The sequence below is a fragment of the Chryseobacterium pennae genome, assembly GCF_003385515.1.
GTDB classification, from domain to species: Bacteria; Bacteroidota; Bacteroidia; order Flavobacteriales; family Weeksellaceae; genus Chryseobacterium; species Chryseobacterium pennae.
In genome coordinates this window covers 19201-37562 of the sequence record NZ_QNVT01000024.1, presented here as the reverse complement: position 1 = coordinate 37562, position 18362 = coordinate 19201, and the positions used below count along the sequence as shown (strand labels likewise).

The following is an 18362-nucleotide window of genomic DNA, read 5'->3' as shown; positions in this document are numbered from 1 at the left end:
TTGAGAAATTCCGTTTATTTTACAAAGGGAATGCCTTTCTCATTTGATATTTTATCTAAAAACTATAGGATAAATAGGATAAAAAGCAGATATATTACTAAATTATTCGTAGATTCTATTTTTAAATTCTCAATTTATTTACGGATTTTAGTTGTTTTATTTTTGCTTTCAAGCGGCTCCATGAAAATATTTTTCTTGCTTTTTATTTTACAAATTTATAGTTACTACAGGAATTTTATTTTAATGAATGCTGCTGATAAATTTTCAATAACAATATTTTTATCATTATCCATTTTTTGGATCACTAATGATCTAAATATTAAAAGTGTTGCACTTTTATACACTGGAGTTATCTCTACTTTTTCCTACGTTTTTGCTGCGTATCATAAAATAATTTCTCCAATGTGGAGAAATGGTAAAGGACTAAGTGGATTATTTAAAACAGAATATTATGGAAGTTCTACCTTATTAAAACTATCAAATAACATTTTTTATTGCCAGTTATTATCGTGGGGGACAATTATATTTCAATTTTCGGCAGTGATTGCTCTTCTATCAACAACCTATTGTTTGGTATTTGGAGTTTTATCATCACTATTTCATATATTTAATAGTGTTGCCCTAAAAATTAGAGGGTTTTTTCTGGTGTTTTCTGCAACATTACCTTGTATTTATTATGCATCAACTGTTATTGTGGATTTTATCAATATATCTAAATAAAATTTCCTGCATAAAACTTTTCAAGTCTTTATCAATAAGGTCTAAATTAATCAAGCAGACCACAACAAGCTCCTCTTTGGGATAAATATACATTAGACTCAACCCTCCCACGTATCTTCCCTCATGTCCGTAATAATAATTTCCATAATAATCAGTTGAAGAAAAAAATCCTACCCCGTAATTCGTTTTATCGCCATTTTTTAAATGTTGCGATTTTATTAATTGTTTTAAAGTTTCCCTGTTTAATATTCTATTAGAATATAAATAGCTATTCCCTAAAGTTATCAGATCTTCGCTTGTCGATAAATAACATCCTTCAGCATATTTAAAAGAACATTTTGCAGGTGGACTGATAGCAACCTGCTTGTTACATATGGAATGAAATTTTGTAGTACTGCTATCGTAAATACCTCTATCAGGTAAAGTATTTTTTATGCCTAGTTTATCTATTACATATTTCTTTTGACATTCAACAATTGACATTTCACATTTTTCCTCCACAATCAGACCTAACAGTTTATAGCCATAGTTACTATATTGGATTTTAGTTGAAGGTTCAAATTCAAGTTCATCCAAACTAAAGACACGATAAAAATCTTTGCGAGAATAGCTGCTATTAAATTTCTCTTCGCTCGGATCTCTGATCATTCCCGAAACATGTCCTCCTAATTGTCTAATCGTAAAATCGTATTTCTTTTTAGGTAAACTGTCTAAATAAAAGTTTGCCGTCTTATCAAAATCAATTGAATCTAATTCTACAAGTTTCCCTAGCGTCGCTGCTGTAATCGTTTTTGTAATACTTGCAATTCTAAATTTGGTTTTAGAAGGATCAACTTTAGTTTTATTAATGAGATCCGTATATCCAAATCCTTCAGAAAAAATAATACTTCCTTTATGTGAAATTGTTACCGCCATACCAGGCACGTTGTTTTGTTTTAGAAATTGTTCAAGTTTATTTCTTGTCTTACTATTTTCTTTATCAAAAGATAATTTTTGACTATATAATTTATATGGACTGGAAATAACAAAAATCAAAATAAATAAAATGCTTCTCATAAATGCTGTTTTCAAAAGTAAGAACTTAATTCTAAAAATAGAAAATAATTTATTCTGAAAAGCTCATCAGACAGTCCAATTAAAAATCAAATTATAAAAATGTATTTTTAATACGTCACCTTTTGGCGTAGTCAAGATTTAGCTTTGCTTTTAGAAACATTAAAATAAAATATTAATTGCTAAAACAAAGCTTATGGAAGAATTTGATGACGAATTTGGTGATTTATCCCAGTTCAAAATACTTTCCTTTGAAGAGGTAAATCAAGGATTTACTGGAAACAATACTTTTGCGAACACCATTATCAACAAAGATAATTCTCCTGATTACAGAAGCCCCTTCCATGATTACAGAAATACTCCCTTAGGTTATTCTTATCTTACTGATAATCCTGTATCTATCTTTTCTTCAACAGGAATCAATGAGAAAGGAGAAAAGGGATATGAATATTATGCAGAAGTTCTTCCTTGTGAAACAGGCTCACAGGTATATGGAAGCTATCAGGCTAATGCAAGAAAGAAACAGGCTTTATTTCTGTTCTATGAAAAACCTAATCCTAACAAATCTAATTTCTCAGGTGATTTTTATAATACCAAAAAACATATGTCTCAGAAAATATTAATGCCTATAAGCTTATTTTAACTTTTGAGACAAAAGAAAATACTACATTACTAAGGCTTGCAACCAGGATTATAAATGGTAATCTAAAGCATAAATCATTTGGACAATGGGAAAACTGGGAAGGAATTATTACCTTTAATCCATATGGTAGTGAAACCACCTGGTATATGTATGAAGATGAGGGAAAAATAACATGCTTTTCTATTGATTCCTATATAACAGATATAGACAAACTGGAAATGATTACTTTTAATCAAACTAAGAACGACGAAAGATAGAAGCATTGTTTAAGGATTCCAAAGCCTGTGTAAAAAGATTCAAAGGATCTCTACTTTTTATAATTATTTTTGAAGGAATCTACCATAGAACGTAGGGATAGCTTTGACAGGTCTATCTCCCATAGCCGCTGATTTTCACTAACAACCCGCAGCGTTCTGTTATTCAGATCAAATTCTTCGACAAAACAATAGTAAAGCAGCCGTAAAAGCCTTTTGGGATTTATATCTTCCTTCTTATGAAGATAAAAATAAAGAAAAGGGGATTCAGATTTCTTTAAGTTGAGAGAGATAATCTGCTCCTCTTTATAAAAATGATTACCTACTCCCCATCCACTCAATCGTTTTACTCTTCCTTTATTGGAGATAACATATTTACCGTAAAAGCCGGGTAATGGTTTCCAATTCTCGTCGGGTAAGTCTCTTAGGGATAAATCGAAAATGGCAGGTGGATTCTTCTTATTAATCCGGGGTTTACCTAACTTTTCCCATAGAGAGTCGTTGAATACTTTTTTTGAATTAAGAATTGTCCTCACTTTGGTGGCATACTGTTTATTTCTTTCCTTAAGTATATCATTAGCAGACTGTAAGGTTAATTTCGAAATATCGATATCCCACTGTGGATTACTTTCGTTTACAATCACCAGATTTTTATCTTTAAGGTCAAATTTTTCTATAAAACAATAATAAAGCAGTCGGGTAATTGCTATAGGATAACTTCTTCCATTATAGCTTACTTTAGTATAAAAATAACTGGTTTTACTATGGGGCCTTAATACAAAGATTGAAATAATATGCTCTTTCCAGAAAGTTTTGTTTCTATTCTGTGTCCAACTGTTTAACCGTTTTATCCTCCCTTTATTAGAGATGGCAAAATATTTTTCAAAATCAGGAATCGGTTCCCATCTTTCACCAGGAAGATCTTTTAACGACAAATTCATACAAGCCGGCGGATTACTCTCATCAATTATGGGCTGTCCAAGCGTCTTCCAAAGGCTTGTATTGAGTACCTTTTCCGGTTTACTTTTAGTTTCCGGTATAAAATCCTCCTCAGTGGGCGTATAATCTTTTGCAAACCATCGATACTTCCCTGCGGTAGTCTTTTTTTTATTGATGACAGGTAGAATATAGGTGGGGTGAATCCCCAAAGTTTCACTTGCAGCATAAATACTTTCATAGCTGGCCACAAAATCACCATCAACCGTGTATTGGCTCACTGCCTGCTGATAATTCCCCTTCTTGCCTCTACCCGTATTCAGCGCTTTACTGCGAACCTCATGAGCAGTTAGCTTCTCCAGATTGCTGAAATGTACATTAAATTGATTTTCATCTTTAAAAGATATACGAAATGAAAGATCGTCCATATCAAATTTTTCAACAAAATGATAGTAGACCAAACGGGCCACTGATTTTCCATATGTCCTACCTTCAATAGAGAGGTTACATCTCACATTATAAAAATGAGCCTTTAGATGTTTATTAAAATACCTGAAGGCTTGCGGTTTCATAATTCTGTCCAATATTTTTTGATCTCCTCCGACAGGAAGCGGAACCCAACGTTCCAGGCTTTTCACCCGTCCATAATTTGAAATAGCATAATTTTCAAACCCTTCTATCAGCTTCCATTCTTCACCCGGAAGATTTTCTAAGGAAAGATTGGAAAGGACTTTATTTACATATTCATCTCCTAATTCAGTAGGTAGTCTCATAAGCCGAAAATTTCTATTGTAAATTACTTGTTATAATTCAATATCTAATTTAACACGAAATTTTATAAGATCAAATATATCTCCCATTTTGGCTCAGATTATACCGTTTAACTTAAAATTTTTTGTGGTATTAATTCCCGAAACAGGACGTCTTTATTCCTGAAAAGTACCAATAACAGTTTTCATTCCAATGTTCATGATCCTAAATTGCACCTCGGAATCGCAGTACAATTTCCGATAAAAACACATTGATTATCAATCTTATAAAAAGAACCAAAATAAACCTAAAATAAATTTACGTCATGATTGATAATTCAATTAAAAAAAAGGTCTAAAAATAGACCTTGCTACCGGTTTTATTACCCTTAATCAAATTAGAAAAGGAAAAATCTTTTATCTCCTATTAAGAGAAAAAAGCAGGAAATCTTCTGAGAGATTCCTGTTTTCATTTGCCTTATTGACAAAGAAAAAAAAACATAAGACAGTCAAAATTAAAGTTAATGCTCCATTTATAAGGGGAGAGGTAATTTTAATCAATGGTTCCTTTCTCTTTGGGAGTAAAACTATCCATTTTGATCTATTTGTACAGGACGATGCAAAATATTTACTAATAAATGACCAGCTTTTTAATCTGACTGTAGGGGAAATTATTATGATTAAACCTTTTGATAAAATTCTGAAAATACAACAACATAATTTTCAAAGCTTTTTGACCATATTGCTTACATATTAGTAAAAAATAAAAAATCCCAGGCTTCATAGTCTGGGATTTATAAATAAGTAAAATTAATCGCAAAATTTTGAAAATCGAAACATGATAAATAAAGGCTGTTGTAAACATAAGCCTTTCATATTGAAGGGCTCTTAAAACCGGCTTTAATTGCCATTTGAAATGAATTTATGAACAATCCAAAGCCGTATGTCAGAGATTATTTTTCATTTTGCCTAGGATTTAAGTACATGTGATCGATAGCATAATTATATTCAAAAATTTCTTCTGCTTCTTTATCCAGATGTTTTCTTGGCAATAATACCACGGTAGTGAACAGATCCCTTTTCTTGTCATAGCTGTCAATCCGTTCCAATCTGCCTCCGTAATCCTGATCCGCAATGGGATTAAGGGAATAAGGAAGAATCGTATCGGTTTTGGTAATATAGAAAATACTATAATTTTCCGGAGTAAAGACTTGAAACCTTTTGAACTGCTTTTTACCATAAAGTATGGTATCAGTCAGATTTTTTCTCTTATCATAACCATAGATTGGAATATTCACCCAAATAGCTCCATGTTTTTTTTGATATAGATTTTTCGGCATCTCGTGAACCTCCCTTTCCTTAAAGATGAGTGTTTTGGCCTGTGTCCGACTTCCTGCATTAAAATATATTGAATCCCTGATATAAAATATACTGTCGATAATTTCCGGTATATTGATATTGGGAACCAGCTCAATAATATTGCGATCCCAATAATTAATTTTGGAAATAACAATCTGCTGATGGTCATCCAGCCCTTTAGAAGCATTATAATAAATATTGGTAACTACATCAATACCTCCCTTTTCACTCCGGATTCTTGTGTTTTTATTGCACGAAACAAAAAGGGAAAGTATTACTATTAAAAAGTAATTTTTCATAATTCCCGCTACATTTTACGCGAATAATTCTGCTGGTTTTTTACTTCCTTTGTCTCAGAATTATCCTTTTGAAAAGCTTGTTCATTAGAATTGACCCGCTTCATTTTGTTATCGTACAAATTGAGCATTTTGTACTGGGGATTCAGAATTGCTTTTCCCTCTGTCACTTTATTATTCTGATCCGAGAACTTTACTGAGACAATATTTCCCTTTTCCAACGATTTTTGGGTAATCTCTTTATGCTTTTCATCATCAAAAACCAATTTGGATTTAGCCATGATTTTTTCCACATCAATACCGTAATTCTTATTGAATACCTGGAGCTTAAAATTACCCTTTTCATTTTTTTCTTCACTCAGCAGAAGTTTTATAAATGCTTCTTCCTTTTCATCGGAATGCTTGCTATTAATTTCCGTTTTTACCGATCTTCCTTCCAGAAGATTAATCGCTTCTTTGGCTGTAATTCTGCCATTTGCAGAAAATGTGTGGGTTAGCTCTATATTCTTTTCTTCGTTCTTAAGAGCAGCCTGAAAAGTATTAAGGTACACTTTATTGTTTGCAGAAGATTTTTGAAAATTAAGCGTAAATTCTACCTTATTATTTTTAAAAGAAGCTTTATCTGAAGTGATTACCATAGAAAATTCTTTGACTCCTGAACCTGTCTTTTTTGCCAGCTCTTTATGCATGGCAGGATCTTCACCCATTCCCAGATATTTGATCTGGTCTTTCAGGTATCCAAAGTTTGTTTTTTCTTTCTGTTTAGCAGGAGCTTCATTCTGTTGGGATTCAGTCCGCTTAGCCTCTTCATCATCGGTTGTTTCTTTTGCCTGGGTATTATCTTTCTGTACTTTTTCATATTCCGATTGAACAGTCTCCAGAATGTTTCCTTTTTCCGTTTTTTCTTTCGGAATTTCAAAGGAAGCCCCGTTGATACTTATGCTAAGGCTTTCTTTTTCTTCGAGCTTTTGTCCTGCTTTTTGAATCTGAGTGACCAGATTATTAGGCGTAGACATTTTATCGAAGAAAGGTTTTTCCTGCCCAGGTAATTCAATTTTCACCTGTAAATCTGCTTTTTTGCTTTCGAATAGGTTGTTTTCCATAATTTTTAATTGTTTATTGTTTTGATTATCATTAATTAAACTATCCTCATTGGGAGGAAAAGAAAGAGTTTCCCGTACCTGAAAAAGAAAACTTTCGATGTCTTCGATTGATATCTCATTATCTTCAAAATCATAATGAAGCAGAGTTTCTAGTGACTCTAAATAGTCTTCTTTTTGGTTATCAGAAAGTAAGGAATAGAGTTTTGAAGCTTCCCTGATAGCACTGAGATCAGTATTCTCTGCATTCCGTATCTGCTGAAGGTACAGATCAGAAATCTCACTAAAAGTTTCGTCTAAGTCTTGGTTTGCAATTTTTTCAATAGAAAAATTTTTGTCATTTCTTTCTGCAAGCTGAACAGATTGTAATTGAGAAACCAATTCCATTCTTTCCTTATCGTTTATAATGTTTACACTAAAGCTTTCATCCGATGAGCGAAAGGGTTCTAGAATAATTGGAATTCCTTCAAACATTCCTTTCCTGTTTTGAAGATTTTCAATCAAAGAATGAAAAGAGTTAATTTCAGTGTAAAGGGAACCTCTTAGTCCTTCTATTAGCCAAATGCTTTTATCTCCATTTTTATAATAATCAGATAATACCTTGGCTTCAAATTCAAAATCTGTATGTACATCCATAATTTCATGCTTTTAAGATTATTTATTTACCACGAAAGGCTCCGGTTTCCTATGTATTGTGATATTAAGTGGTTGCGGATACTGTATTTCCGGTCATTAATTCCCAGCAAAAAACAAATCCTGGATTTACTGATTTGCTTAAAACTGATCTGAATTTGTATGGATTTGTACCATATTTTCAGAAAATTTTCTTCATTGGACTTTATTGTTCTGTAAATAATTTTTTTGTCCAGGAGCTCAAGGTATAGTGCGGCCATCTCAAAATTTCCTTCGGAATGAAAAAAATGGAGCTTGGGAATCTTCTGATCATTTTGAACATAATTCTTAATCAGATAGGTTATAACAAATTGATTACTGCCCAGCCCTGAAATGATAATAAGGGCATTCCTGAAATAATCTCCTTTCTTAACCTGAAAAAACAGTATTGCTTCCTGAATATACCGGAAGCAATACATATTGTAAATCAGTATATCCCCGAAAGGACTGATAATCTTATAAAAATTCTCTGTTTCTACACTAGTAAAATCACGATAAACGATACACCATGAATTTTCATTACTTCCTGAAAAATACAGATTGCCACCCTCACTTATCTTCCCCTCGAATAATTGAAGGGTCTCTAAATCCAGCTGCATTACTATAAGCTTACTATTATCTTCCTCTGGAAAAAGATTGTGATTTACGAGTGTCCTCTTCATTCCTCTTTTCCTCTTCTTTCTTCTGATTAGCATCTTCAAACAGGTCAGGATCACCTACCTTTAAGCTTACTGTGTCTTTATTCTTTTCTTGATTTTCAGAAACCCTGGTCTGGACATTGGAAATTTCTTTTCCCACAATATTCAAATCGGTAATGATTTTCTTATTGTCTGGATATTGCTCTGCTTTGGACTGAAGAAAACCTTTGAGTTTTTGAAGCTCTGCAAGGTATTTTTGGCTTTCCTGCTGTTTTTGATTCTCTTCCTGCATTTTTGCTAATTTCTGAATTCCTTTAAGGATCAGAAATGTCAGTCCACCATCAATTGTAATGGAAGTAATAAGCAGCATTTTCACGGAAGCAGAAAGCCCTTTTTCATTATCCGCTTTCGGGCTTAGCTGAATGGTGGTTTCATTATCGAGCTTCACTTCTTTTCCTTTTCGGAGCAGCTGAAGCTGCTTTTCCGACAGGGTATGTCCGTTTACCGTTTGCAGCTCATATTTGGTGGTATCAATATCTTTGATGGTCTTATCCTTGTTATCCAGTTCAAAAAGCCTGGATTGGAACTGCCTGTTTTTTTCGTCCAAAGGACGAATGATAAAGAGATTGTCATATCTGGTCATCTCCTTTACTTCCCTTTCTATATTGGCATGCAGGGTAGCTTTCTCAATTCCGGTCTGGTTAATTTGAACCTTATCCCCGATTTTAAAGCCCGCAAGGCCTTCTTCCAGCTTGTTTCCAAAAAACCTTGTTTTTCCTCTTTCATTTTCAACTTCCACAAAAAGTGTGATCTCATTTTCAGGGTTATTGTTGAAATGGTTTTTCCCGATGTGGGTTATGGTGCCATAATCAGCCATCACTTTATAAAGATTGGCATTTTTGGATGTGATTTCGAGTAATTCCGCTGAAGACAAATCCTGATGGCTTATCCAATCTTTGGTGTAGGCATTGACATTGAGCTTGTCGTCCGCTATTTTAAAAGTCAGCCTGTTTTGGTCGTTTTCGGCAATAAGGACTCCTCCTTTGAGGAAGTTATAAACTTCCTGTTGCGAAAGCTTTTGGGAGAACTGATTGTCTTCGGTCATGATTCCGAATTTCTTTAAATCGTCTGTAAGGAATGTTGTGTTATTTTCCATTGTTATAATCTGCTAAAGCGTTATTGGTTTGTATTAATTCATTTAAAAATTGAATGGGATTGATATATCTCCCGTTTTCTTTGACGGCAAAATGTAAATGTGGAGCAGTACTTTTTCCGGTATTACCGCTCAGGGCAATAATATCCCCGGCATAGATAATATCTCCTTCAGAAAACAAAGTCCTGGAAAGGTGCATATAGACCGTTTCAAAATCACCGTGCCGTATTTTGATGTAGTTTCCGGCACCACCACTGTAACCTGCATCTGTTACAATGCCGTCCAATACAGCAAATACATAATCACCATTGGCACGTAGATCCACTCCTGCATGGAATTTCTCTACCTTATCTACCGGATGGAAACGGTTTCCATAATTTGAGGTAACGATCATTTTTTTGAGAGGCATAAAAACCATCTGTTCTTCCGGAAAATCATAATTGCCCTCAGTAATAAGGTCCAACTTTTTATACCGCAGCTTTTTTCTGGATATTTCATCAGGATCTTCTTCTAACGGATGATCTTCTTCCAGATCATCTGCTTCCTTTTTCTCAGTTTCAGGGGTTTGTTCCCGGAAGAAAGATTTTGATTGGGTTTTCTGCTTTTTTGAGGACCCTTTTGTTTCAGCGGCTTCTGAAACTTTTCTTTTATCAGGCTCCTTTATTTCTTTTAGCTTTTTTCCGGTTCTGCCTTCAATGTGGTAGGAGAGGAAATTTCCTTCAAAACGATTTTCTGAAAGAGGGGCAACCGCAATACTGTTGAGCCTGCCACTGTATGAAACCGTATTGAATTGTGAAAAGAATTTTGAAAAAAGAAACAAAGGAATTAGGATTACTATTTTTTTCATTTACTTTTTTTAGGTATTATTAAAATTATCTCATGCACTGCGTGAGAATTCCTCGACGATGAGTTCAACTTCCCTGTTAATACGGAGAAAATTGGACATCAGGATTTTGTTTTTGTTGTCGTTTCCGGATTCATCCGTAAAACTGTAGTATACCGGCAGGTCAATATAATTCTGCTCTTCCGTTTTAATCGCTTCCATATCCAGGTTAATCTTTCCGTGAATAGCAGAAGTTGTATATTCCTGCGTTTCATTCTGTTCGTCTTTGGCTACAATGCCAACCATTTCCCCTGTTCTAAGCCCGGCTATCTTTCCTGCCGGAATAAGGTTATCCATTTTCTCCTGAATGGAAATCGTGGTCTGGTTGTTATTAACCGACATCGACTGTGATTTTTGCTTCACTTTGCCAAATACCTTTTCAAGCCAGTCGAGTGTGCTTTTATCCCTAGCACTTCCACTGAGAATATTACCGATAATGGCGGTAATGGTATCGGCAACCTCTTTTTTGTAAAATTGTTTAAACTGCGGAATTTCCTGCAATCCTAATAAAACAGCTACTTTGTTACTGCGCGCCGTGGCGATCAGATTGTCGATTTTGTGGATATAGATGGTAGGCAGCTCATCGGCAATAATTCCGCTGGGAAGGTTCCCTTTAGAATTGATCTGCTTTAATAACCTGTTCAGCACCGTAGAGTACAAAGCCGAATTGATATCCTGGGTATTAGGGTCGGATGCCAGAACGATAATGGTCGGATGCTTAGAATCTGAAATCTTTAAATTAATCTCATCTCCGGAGAACACCCAGAAGCTTTCTTTGGTTGCCAGTCTTGACAGGAAGATTTTAAGTGTTCCTATCTGTCCTTCCAGCTGGTCAAAAGCTTTATTATCGTAGGCTGACTTAAAGGTCGAAAGCAAAGAGTGAAGTTCAATATTGGTAAATAGTGTATTAAATATTTCCTCGTAACTGCGGTTCATAAAAGCCAGCAAATGCGGAAGAGTGGAAAATTTTCCGTTCTCGTATTTTGCTAGAAACGCAATGCAGGACGACAGGAAATTAATGGCAGACTGGGTAAAAAACTGATCACTGCCACCTGTGGAACCACCCCCTTTCTGTAGCGAAGAGACCATCGCCTCTGCCATTTCCTGTGCTTCAGCCAGTGTGGACAGGTATTCTTTCCTTAAGGGATTGACACGCCTTGATTTCTCCACTTCATTGAGGTTAATCACAGCAAAATCATAATTATAGTCCTTTTCATGCTGCTTTTTCAGCCTATAATGGTAATAAGCAATCTTTCCCAAATCCGGGTGTTTATAGTCATAAATACAAAGGCAAAAATTTTTCCGGATCAATTGGCGGATCGCAGGTGCTATAATTCCAAAAGATTTTCCACTTCCCGGAACTCCGATCACGATCGTGCCTTTAAAAGGATTGATATTGATCCAGCCTTTGTTCATCCGCTTGTTATAATAGAACAGGTACGGAATATTAATCGAGAAATCAGTATTAATCAGTTCTTTATTCTGGTCAAAGCTCTCTTCTTCAATATTCCAGCGATCTTTCCCTAATTTATGCTTCATGATCTTGCCGATATTATCAGCTCCCAATAAAGTAATCAGTACTCCCAAAAATGAGAGAAGAGTATAAGCCGCCTGATAGATATTGAAATGTGGAGCTAAAAATATCGCATCTTTCCTGAAAGTATCATCAATAAACATCAGCGAGCCAAACATCATCAGTAATCCACAAATAATGGGAACAATAATAGATTTTGTAATATCTATGTTTTGATTCTTTTTCGGCTTTGTCCCGATAGCAATCAAAATAATCAGTACAATTTCTGCAAACTTCGCATGAAGCGGAGGAAAAAGAAACGGCATTTTGCCCAATGATTTCAATAGTTTTGCAAGTATCGGAATTTGAGCTCCGCCAAAAAACAATATACCGCATTCCATCAATACCAGCATATACACCGCCTTCTGAAAAAAATCGTAAATTTTCTGTTGTTCTTTACTTTCCTGCATAATCTTTAGTAAGGATATAAAAAACAGACAGCCGGAAAATTCCGGAACTGCCTGCTAAGGTTAATATAAATAGGTTTGTCAGAAAGTATCTGCCTGTAAAATATCGGAATATTTGATTTCCAGGTTAATGGTTCGCCCGCTGATCTGGTTTTCAATCAGCCTTATCGTCAACACCTTGTTATTAGGATAGGTGAATTTTTTGAACACAAAAATATTACGGTAAGATTTTTTGAATGACTTTACATCATATAATCTAAAAACTGGGTCAACTTCTATGGACTGTACATTGGTTGCCTTATAAATTTTCTTGTCATCAATGGAAAATTTCAGCTTGTCAATATCATAAGCAAGATTGGTTTTGTTTTTAAAGCTTACATCGAGAAAGACATAATCACCGAAAGTATAGACGTTATTCAATTGTGACCTCATCCCCAAATTCGTATTCTTTCTGAGTATTTTATTTTCTTTTTTTTCTATCAGCTGCATTGAATATTTTCTCAATTCGGCATTGGACATCTGATATTCAGGATATTCCAAAGGCTGCATATCCTGAGGTGAAATTTCAATGTTGGTGATGATATCATAAGAATTATCTTCCTTAAAGATAAGTTTGTATTGAGCCATAAATGATTGCCCGACAATGGTAATAATACCTAATTCCTGATTATTGGAATATGCTATAGGAATCTCTACTGTCTTTTTCAGGCTGTCATTCACAAAATGTTTTTCCTCTTCGCTTTGCTGAATTTTAATCCTGACCACATTTTCAGCGGGAAGGTCGCCAATGAGGCGGTTGGTGCTTAAATCAACAAACTGCACCGGTTCGGGACTCCTAAAATGCAGGTTAACATCCCGGGTAATATTAATTTCGGGAAGCCCGCTTTTATACACTTTGGAAAGAGCCTGATTTTGTGCAAAAGTGTAGGTTGAAATCAGCATCAGGGTGAGGGTAAATAATAGGTTCTTCATAGGTTAAGGATTGGTATTGGTTTTATAAATATTTTTTTTCTTATTCTCCAGCTCTTTGTTATCAATGAGGTATACAAAGGAATTGTACTTGATCTTGGCTTTGTTCTTCCTGATCACATCTGCAATGGTTTTGGAGGTGGATTGGTAGACGGAGGTAAGGGTTGTGGTAAAGAAATCCGCGCTTCCGGTAGAGAGGTTTTGCCCCTGTACGATATTTTCGCCCATAGAACGTGTCATCTCCCTAAATGCAGAACCCGGTACATATAAGCCTTCCATTCCGTCAATATCATAGATATTAAGGTTAATGGGAAGGATTTCGTTCTGGTGCATAACCGACACGATATGCAGGTTTACCCTTTGAAGTGAAAATCCGCTGATCAAGGCATACAAGGGGGTTCCTTTCGATATTTTAGCATTGCCGACATAGACATCTTCCAACAGGCGGATACGAATCCTGCTTCCCATAAAGCCTTTGATGTTTTCATCAATTACAGCTTTAATAAAAGAGCTTTCCTTTTGCCTGTAAATGGAGTTGAAATCAGCACTTTTGGCGGCTTTGGTAACTTTAAGGGTGGAGTTCAAAAAGAAATCTTTTTCTTTTTCATTTTTCTTAAGCTTCTCCGCCAGCTTGGCCTGCTGCTTCAGCTCAGGATTGTTGGCTTTTTCAATGCTGTCCATAAGCATCATTTGCTCACGCATGAGCGTCATCTGCTCTTTCTTCCAATCCTCCGCTTCGTTCTTTTGTTCCCGGGAATTTCCGGAACCTTGTTGCTGGCTGTCCCCGTTTAGCATCTTAAGCATCTTCATGCTTCGTTCATACTGCTCATCTTCACGCTGTTTGCTTTGCCTTCCGTCCATTGCATTGTAATAGGACTGCTGTCTTGCCTGCCTGGAAAGATTGTTAAGCCTTTCCTTTTCCCGGGCATAATTCAGGCTGTCAATATGCCTTTTTTGACGGTCAGAAAGGTTATCATCGAATGTTTCAAGGTTTTCCTGTTCATCTCCGAAGCCGTCAATCATAGTCCGTCCGTCCATCCGCCTGTCAAAAAAATCGGCATAGGCATCAGCTTTGCCTTTGATCTCCGAACGTTCTCCGACTTTCCCGAAGTAGGTAGAAATATCCTTGCTTTCAGCAAGCTTATTCTTATCTTTTCCCGAACCTTCTGCAAACCGGGTATAAAAATACCCTATCATCAGGACGAATGGCAGGGCAATGAGCGGAAGGATATATTTGGGTTGTTTTACATTAAGTTTCTTCATCGCTTATTCTTTATTTGGTATTTATCCAGCAGGTATTTTATCCTGACACTGTCTGAAGCGCTCAGGACTGTTTTTCTGCGGTAATAATCGAGCTCTTTCAGGGCCTGCCGTATATCCATAATTTTTTCTGTTTCCCTGACGCCCGCCCCAAAGGAGGCTGTCGCATCTGTAAGGATATTTTGCTTCTTCATCTTTTCATACTGGGGAACGGAAACTTTCTGGACATAAATAAGGTTCCCGATGCTAAAAAGGACGGAAAAGAAAATAAGCCCAAACATGATATAAAATGTTCTTTGGGGATACTTTTCTGCGAAATGCTCCGCCCTTTTCCAGAGCGAAATTCTGTCATTACTTATTATTTTTTGTGATTTTTCCATTATCTGAATTTTTCTTTAACGGATATATCCGAGTTATCTAAGGTTTTCCATTTTTCAATGAGCACACCGTGGGGATTGTTGGGGGAACGTGGAATATCCTTTACAAACCCTTCAGTAACCAGCTTCCTTACAATAAGCTGTGTTTTCCGGTTGATGGTCTGTGTCCCATAATAGATGAATTTTAAATTCTGCTCATCAAGCCTAATGCTGTCGGCCTTTACCGTCATGACACTGTTCGAGGAAATAATCTGATTATAAAAGCCTTTCTCTTTCAGGTTCATATATTCTTTCATCCCACTGTCATCAATGAGATACAACGCCTTTTTGGTCTGTTCACGGATATAATCGTCATCAGCGGATAAGGTGAAAAACAGGGAATGAAAGAGATCGATCTGCGCTTTATACTCCACAGGGCGGTTCATAAGCAAATCAGTTTGCTTTACCAGAACCGGAACACCGTTATCAAGCACATAGATGGATTTTCTGGCATCCTGAATCTGCTTGTAGGAAAACACAAACCCTGCAATAACCACGATCACAGACAAAACGAGGCAGCCAATAGAGGTTACCCGATTGATTTTTATTTTCTGTTCGATATTTTTTACGAGTCCCATAATTATCCTTTTAATAATGATGCACCTTTAGTGGCTACCGCCATTCCTGCACGTTTCATCTTAGACATTGCCCCTGTGTTACTGCCTCCTGATGGTATAATATAGTTGGCAAGAGTGGGTACGCATAAGATTCCTACTGCTGTAATTAAAAAGCAGACAATTACAAGCCCGAAAGACATGATTCCGCTGCTTGAATAAGTGAGCAGCAGATCCATATTTTTGATACTTCCGTCATTATTAATGATCTGGTCATAGCGTTCAATTTCAGCTTCAAAGGCAAAAAGCTGGAGCAGTGTCCCTATTTTCAAAATAATGAATGCTACAAATCCGTACAGATTCACATTGATAAATCTTGCAACCCATTGTGAAAGAAAATTGGAAAATGCCGGAAATACCGATAAGCCTACAGGAATAGGGCCGACAATGATTAAAATAGTTGAAAATATGAGCTGAATGAAGAATATACCATACACACAGACTCGCAGTATCCATAATCCGATAAGCTCTAATGCGCTGGAAATCGCCAGCTGCAATCCCACCTGTAAACGCAGGTAGAGTTCATACACCGGGCTCATCAAGTTGGTTAAGCCGTCTCCCATCATATCCAGCCCTTGTTCAATCAATGACTGGTCTCCGGCTTCCTGCTGCTGAATTTCTGCCTGTGCTTTTGCCTGCTCTTCAACAATCCTGTCCACCACCTGCTGCTGTTTCTTGAACCGTACCCAGCGTAAAGAATTGAGTTCCTGCTGGCTTTCCACAAAGCTTCCCTCTGATACATCCTGTAATTTCATTAAGGGTGTCCTGAGAAGCCCTACAAAAGATACCCAGTTCATAATCACAAGACCGATGGCAAAGGGTTTTAGCATCGGAACGATTTCCCATTCCCGGTCTCCACTGATCATCTGCCATCCGATATTTCCGAGATACAGCAAGGCTCCTACTCCTGCAACCGCTTGTCCGAACAGAATGAATTTTCCATACTCTGCCGTCATAAAGCTATCATATAAAGGCAGGAATTTTTCGGTAAACCATCCTTCCAGTACGCCTTCACCCTGTAAAAAGTCCATTGCCTTCTGATAGTACTCATCGCTATGGGTATCCTGAGAGAAGACAAGACAGGGGATAAAGAGAAGCATTAACAGTGCAATGCTTCTTACTATCTTTTTTTGTTTCATAAATTGTTTGGTATTGATTAGTATAAATGCCCCGTCAGCACATCCATAAATATTTCAGCGTCACGCCGCTCTTTGGTGATCTTTCCGGGATTTTTAGTTTTATAGCTTTCCAGCCTGGCTTCGGCTTTCAGCCTGTTTTCAGCCTGCGTATTGAGGTAAGCAAGGTATTTCTGCATCTTACGCCACTCTATAAGGCAGTCGTGATAAGCAAGAATCCGTTTGCCCCTTGGCATATCTACCGTTTTGGCGATCCGGTATTTATCCTGCATCACATCGATCTTCCTTTTACATTCTCCGATAATTCCGTAATTGTTAAAACGCTCCCAAGCTTTATAGGAACTAAATCCCCACTGATACGGAACCGGAGAAGTGGTATCAAAATTGTCAAGGCTTTTGAGCATGTCTTTATAGTACAGCAGGTACAGGGGGTCTGCCGATGAAGTTGCATTGGTATAGTGGTAAAATTCTTTGAGATTTTCTTCGTATGTATTTTTTGCTTCTTCCTGAATTTCTTCCGTTTTATCCTGCTGTACAAGGGTAGTGGCGTATCGCTGGTTTTGAAGTCCCCACGGACCAAGCGGGCGGATATCACTGCCGCCTTTGTAATTACGGTTCCGGCTCGGGGCAAGCCAGCCCCATACCATAGCGTAAGCATAATTGGTCTGAATACCCAGAAAATATTTGGGTTTGGGCTGCCAGTCCCCCCACTCATAGAATACCTGCCGTTTTTCCTGCCCTACGATATGCTTGTCTTTTATCCTTTTGATGGTTTGCCCTTTCCCTTCAGCGAGGGGGAGCAATAGTATTATAAATGTCATGATTAAAATATTTCTCATCGCTTAAAAATTTTTACCCCCCGTTAAGGTTATACTGATAATTGTTAATAATATTTTGAATCATTGCCCTGTCCTGTATATACCAGCTGTTAAGTACACCAATGTGCCGGAAATAAGGTTTTTTGTCTGCATTCCGGAGGTAATTGATAATATGTACTGTCCATCCGTTCATGATCTTGATCTCATGCTGTATCTTGGAAAGGATCTTCTGCCTGTCGTAGCTATCCATCAGGTAATCATTTTCCTCATTCATCACACAGCTGCTGATATTCTCATAAGAGTTCATAGCATGGAGGTACAGCTTGGAATAATAATTGGTAATCAAAACCGCATACTGGGGTTTTTGACCGGACAATTCCAGCATTTTTTGCATATTTCCCACCAGTTTTGAAAAATCATAGTAGATGGCTTCAAGCTGTTTTCCCTGCTTTAAGGCGGAATTGACATTGCGGAGCTGATTATAAATATGGTTTTTAATCACCACCACCTGTGTGGCTTTTTCTTTAATATCATCATAAGCCTTTCGTTGCTTTTCATAGGAATTCTGATAGAGCTTTTCCGACACAACTCTTGCCGCCTGGTTGGCAGTCACCTGCGCCTGTAATTCCAGGTTATAATAGAGCTGGTAATAATACTGGGCACTGCCTTTGATAAAAAACAGCAAAGGCAGTATCATAAATAGTTTTCTCATT

At 36.6% G+C, this 18362-nt stretch carries 17 protein-coding genes; 2 read left to right on the top strand and 15 right to left on the bottom strand.

The window, feature by feature from the left end; translation table 11 throughout:
* Nucleotides 1-30: 30 nt before the first annotated feature.
* The gene (locus DRF65_RS20595) at nt 31-720 is read left to right on the top strand and encodes a hypothetical protein (RefSeq protein ID WP_228438848.1); all 690 of its coding nucleotides are present in this window, start codon (nt 31-33) and stop codon (nt 718-720) included.
* Here DRF65_RS20595 and DRF65_RS20590 read toward each other — a convergent pair.
* Nucleotides 682-1776 carry a serine hydrolase domain-containing protein gene (locus tag DRF65_RS20590; protein ID WP_115972626.1) on the bottom strand — a complete coding sequence of 365 codons (1095 nt, stop codon included), beginning with the start codon at nt 1774-1776 and terminating at the stop codon, nt 682-684. The two genes, DRF65_RS20595 and DRF65_RS20590, sit on opposite strands and share 39 nt — an antisense overlap.
* A 193-nt stretch (nt 1777-1969) precedes the next feature.
* Between DRF65_RS20590 and DRF65_RS20585 the strand changes: the two genes are divergently transcribed.
* Nucleotides 1970-2416: a hypothetical protein gene (locus DRF65_RS20585; RefSeq protein WP_115972625.1), complete on the top strand. Its 447-nt coding sequence runs from the start codon at nt 1970-1972 to the stop codon at nt 2414-2416.
* A 307-nt stretch (nt 2417-2723) separates the two neighbouring features.
* On the opposite strand, the gene DRF65_RS20580 is transcribed toward DRF65_RS20585, so the two are convergent.
* From DRF65_RS20580 to DRF65_RS20510, 14 genes are all read right to left on the bottom strand, one after another.
* Nucleotides 2724-4379 (bottom strand): NUMOD4 domain-containing protein, encoded by a 1656-nt coding sequence (locus tag DRF65_RS20580; RefSeq protein WP_115972624.1) that lies wholly within the window; start codon nt 4377-4379, stop codon nt 2724-2726.
* A 929-nt stretch (nt 4380-5308) separates the two neighbouring features.
* Nucleotides 5309-6013 (bottom strand): hypothetical protein, encoded by a 705-nt coding sequence (locus tag DRF65_RS20570; RefSeq protein WP_115972622.1) that lies wholly within the window; start codon nt 6011-6013, stop codon nt 5309-5311.
* Nucleotides 6014-6021: 8 nt separating this feature from the next.
* A complete protein-coding gene (locus DRF65_RS20565) occupies nt 6022-7746 on the bottom strand; it encodes a hypothetical protein (RefSeq protein ID WP_115972621.1) in 1725 nt (574 codons plus the stop codon).
* A gap of 26 nt (nt 7747-7772) precedes the next feature.
* Nucleotides 7773-8444 carry a hypothetical protein gene (locus DRF65_RS20560; protein WP_123947404.1) on the bottom strand — a complete coding sequence of 224 codons (672 nt, stop codon included), beginning with the start codon at nt 8442-8444 and terminating at the stop codon, nt 7773-7775.
* On the bottom strand, nt 8398-9576 hold the full coding sequence (locus DRF65_RS20555) for a DUF3945 domain-containing protein (protein ID WP_115972619.1): 1179 nt from the start codon (nt 9574-9576) through the stop codon (nt 8398-8400). The genes DRF65_RS20560 and DRF65_RS20555 overlap by 47 nt, the downstream gene beginning before the upstream one ends.
* Nucleotides 9566-10420, bottom strand: coding sequence for a M23 family metallopeptidase (locus DRF65_RS20550; RefSeq protein WP_115972618.1), 855 nt, complete (start codon nt 10418-10420; stop codon nt 9566-9568). Before DRF65_RS20550 ends, DRF65_RS20555 begins: the two co-directional genes overlap by 11 nt.
* Nucleotides 10421-10450: 30 nt before the next feature.
* The gene (locus DRF65_RS20545; protein ID WP_115972617.1) at nt 10451-12439 is read right to left on the bottom strand and encodes a type IV secretion system DNA-binding domain-containing protein; all 1989 of its coding nucleotides are present in this window, start codon (nt 12437-12439) and stop codon (nt 10451-10453) included.
* Between the two features lie 78 nt (nt 12440-12517).
* Nucleotides 12518-13408, bottom strand: coding sequence for a conjugative transposon protein TraN (gene traN, locus DRF65_RS20540; RefSeq protein WP_115972616.1), 891 nt, complete (start codon nt 13406-13408; stop codon nt 12518-12520).
* Between the two features lie 3 nt (nt 13409-13411).
* Nucleotides 13412-14668, bottom strand: a complete 1257-nt coding sequence (traM, locus tag DRF65_RS20535; RefSeq protein ID WP_115972615.1) for a conjugative transposon protein TraM — start codon at nt 14666-14668, stop codon at nt 13412-13414.
* The gene (locus tag DRF65_RS20530) at nt 14665-15045 is read right to left on the bottom strand and encodes a hypothetical protein (protein ID WP_115972614.1); all 381 of its coding nucleotides are present in this window, start codon (nt 15043-15045) and stop codon (nt 14665-14667) included. The genes traM and DRF65_RS20530 overlap by 4 nt, the downstream gene beginning before the upstream one ends.
* Nucleotides 15045-15659 (bottom strand): conjugative transposon protein TraK, encoded by a 615-nt coding sequence (gene traK, locus DRF65_RS20525; protein WP_115972613.1) that lies wholly within the window; start codon nt 15657-15659, stop codon nt 15045-15047. Before traK ends, DRF65_RS20530 begins: the two co-directional genes overlap by 1 nt.
* A 2-nt stretch (nt 15660-15661) precedes the next feature.
* Nucleotides 15662-16834 carry a hypothetical protein gene (locus DRF65_RS20520; RefSeq protein ID WP_115972612.1) on the bottom strand — a complete coding sequence of 391 codons (1173 nt, stop codon included), beginning with the start codon at nt 16832-16834 and terminating at the stop codon, nt 15662-15664.
* Nucleotides 16835-16851: 17 nt separating this feature from the next.
* Entirely contained in the window at nt 16852-17670 is an 819-nt protein-coding gene (locus tag DRF65_RS20515) for a hypothetical protein (protein WP_123947403.1), read from the bottom strand.
* 13 nt (nt 17671-17683) lie between these two features.
* Nucleotides 17684-18361, bottom strand: a complete 678-nt coding sequence (locus DRF65_RS20510; protein ID WP_115972610.1) for a hypothetical protein — start codon at nt 18359-18361, stop codon at nt 17684-17686.
* Between the last annotated feature and the right edge of the window lies 1 nt (nt 18362).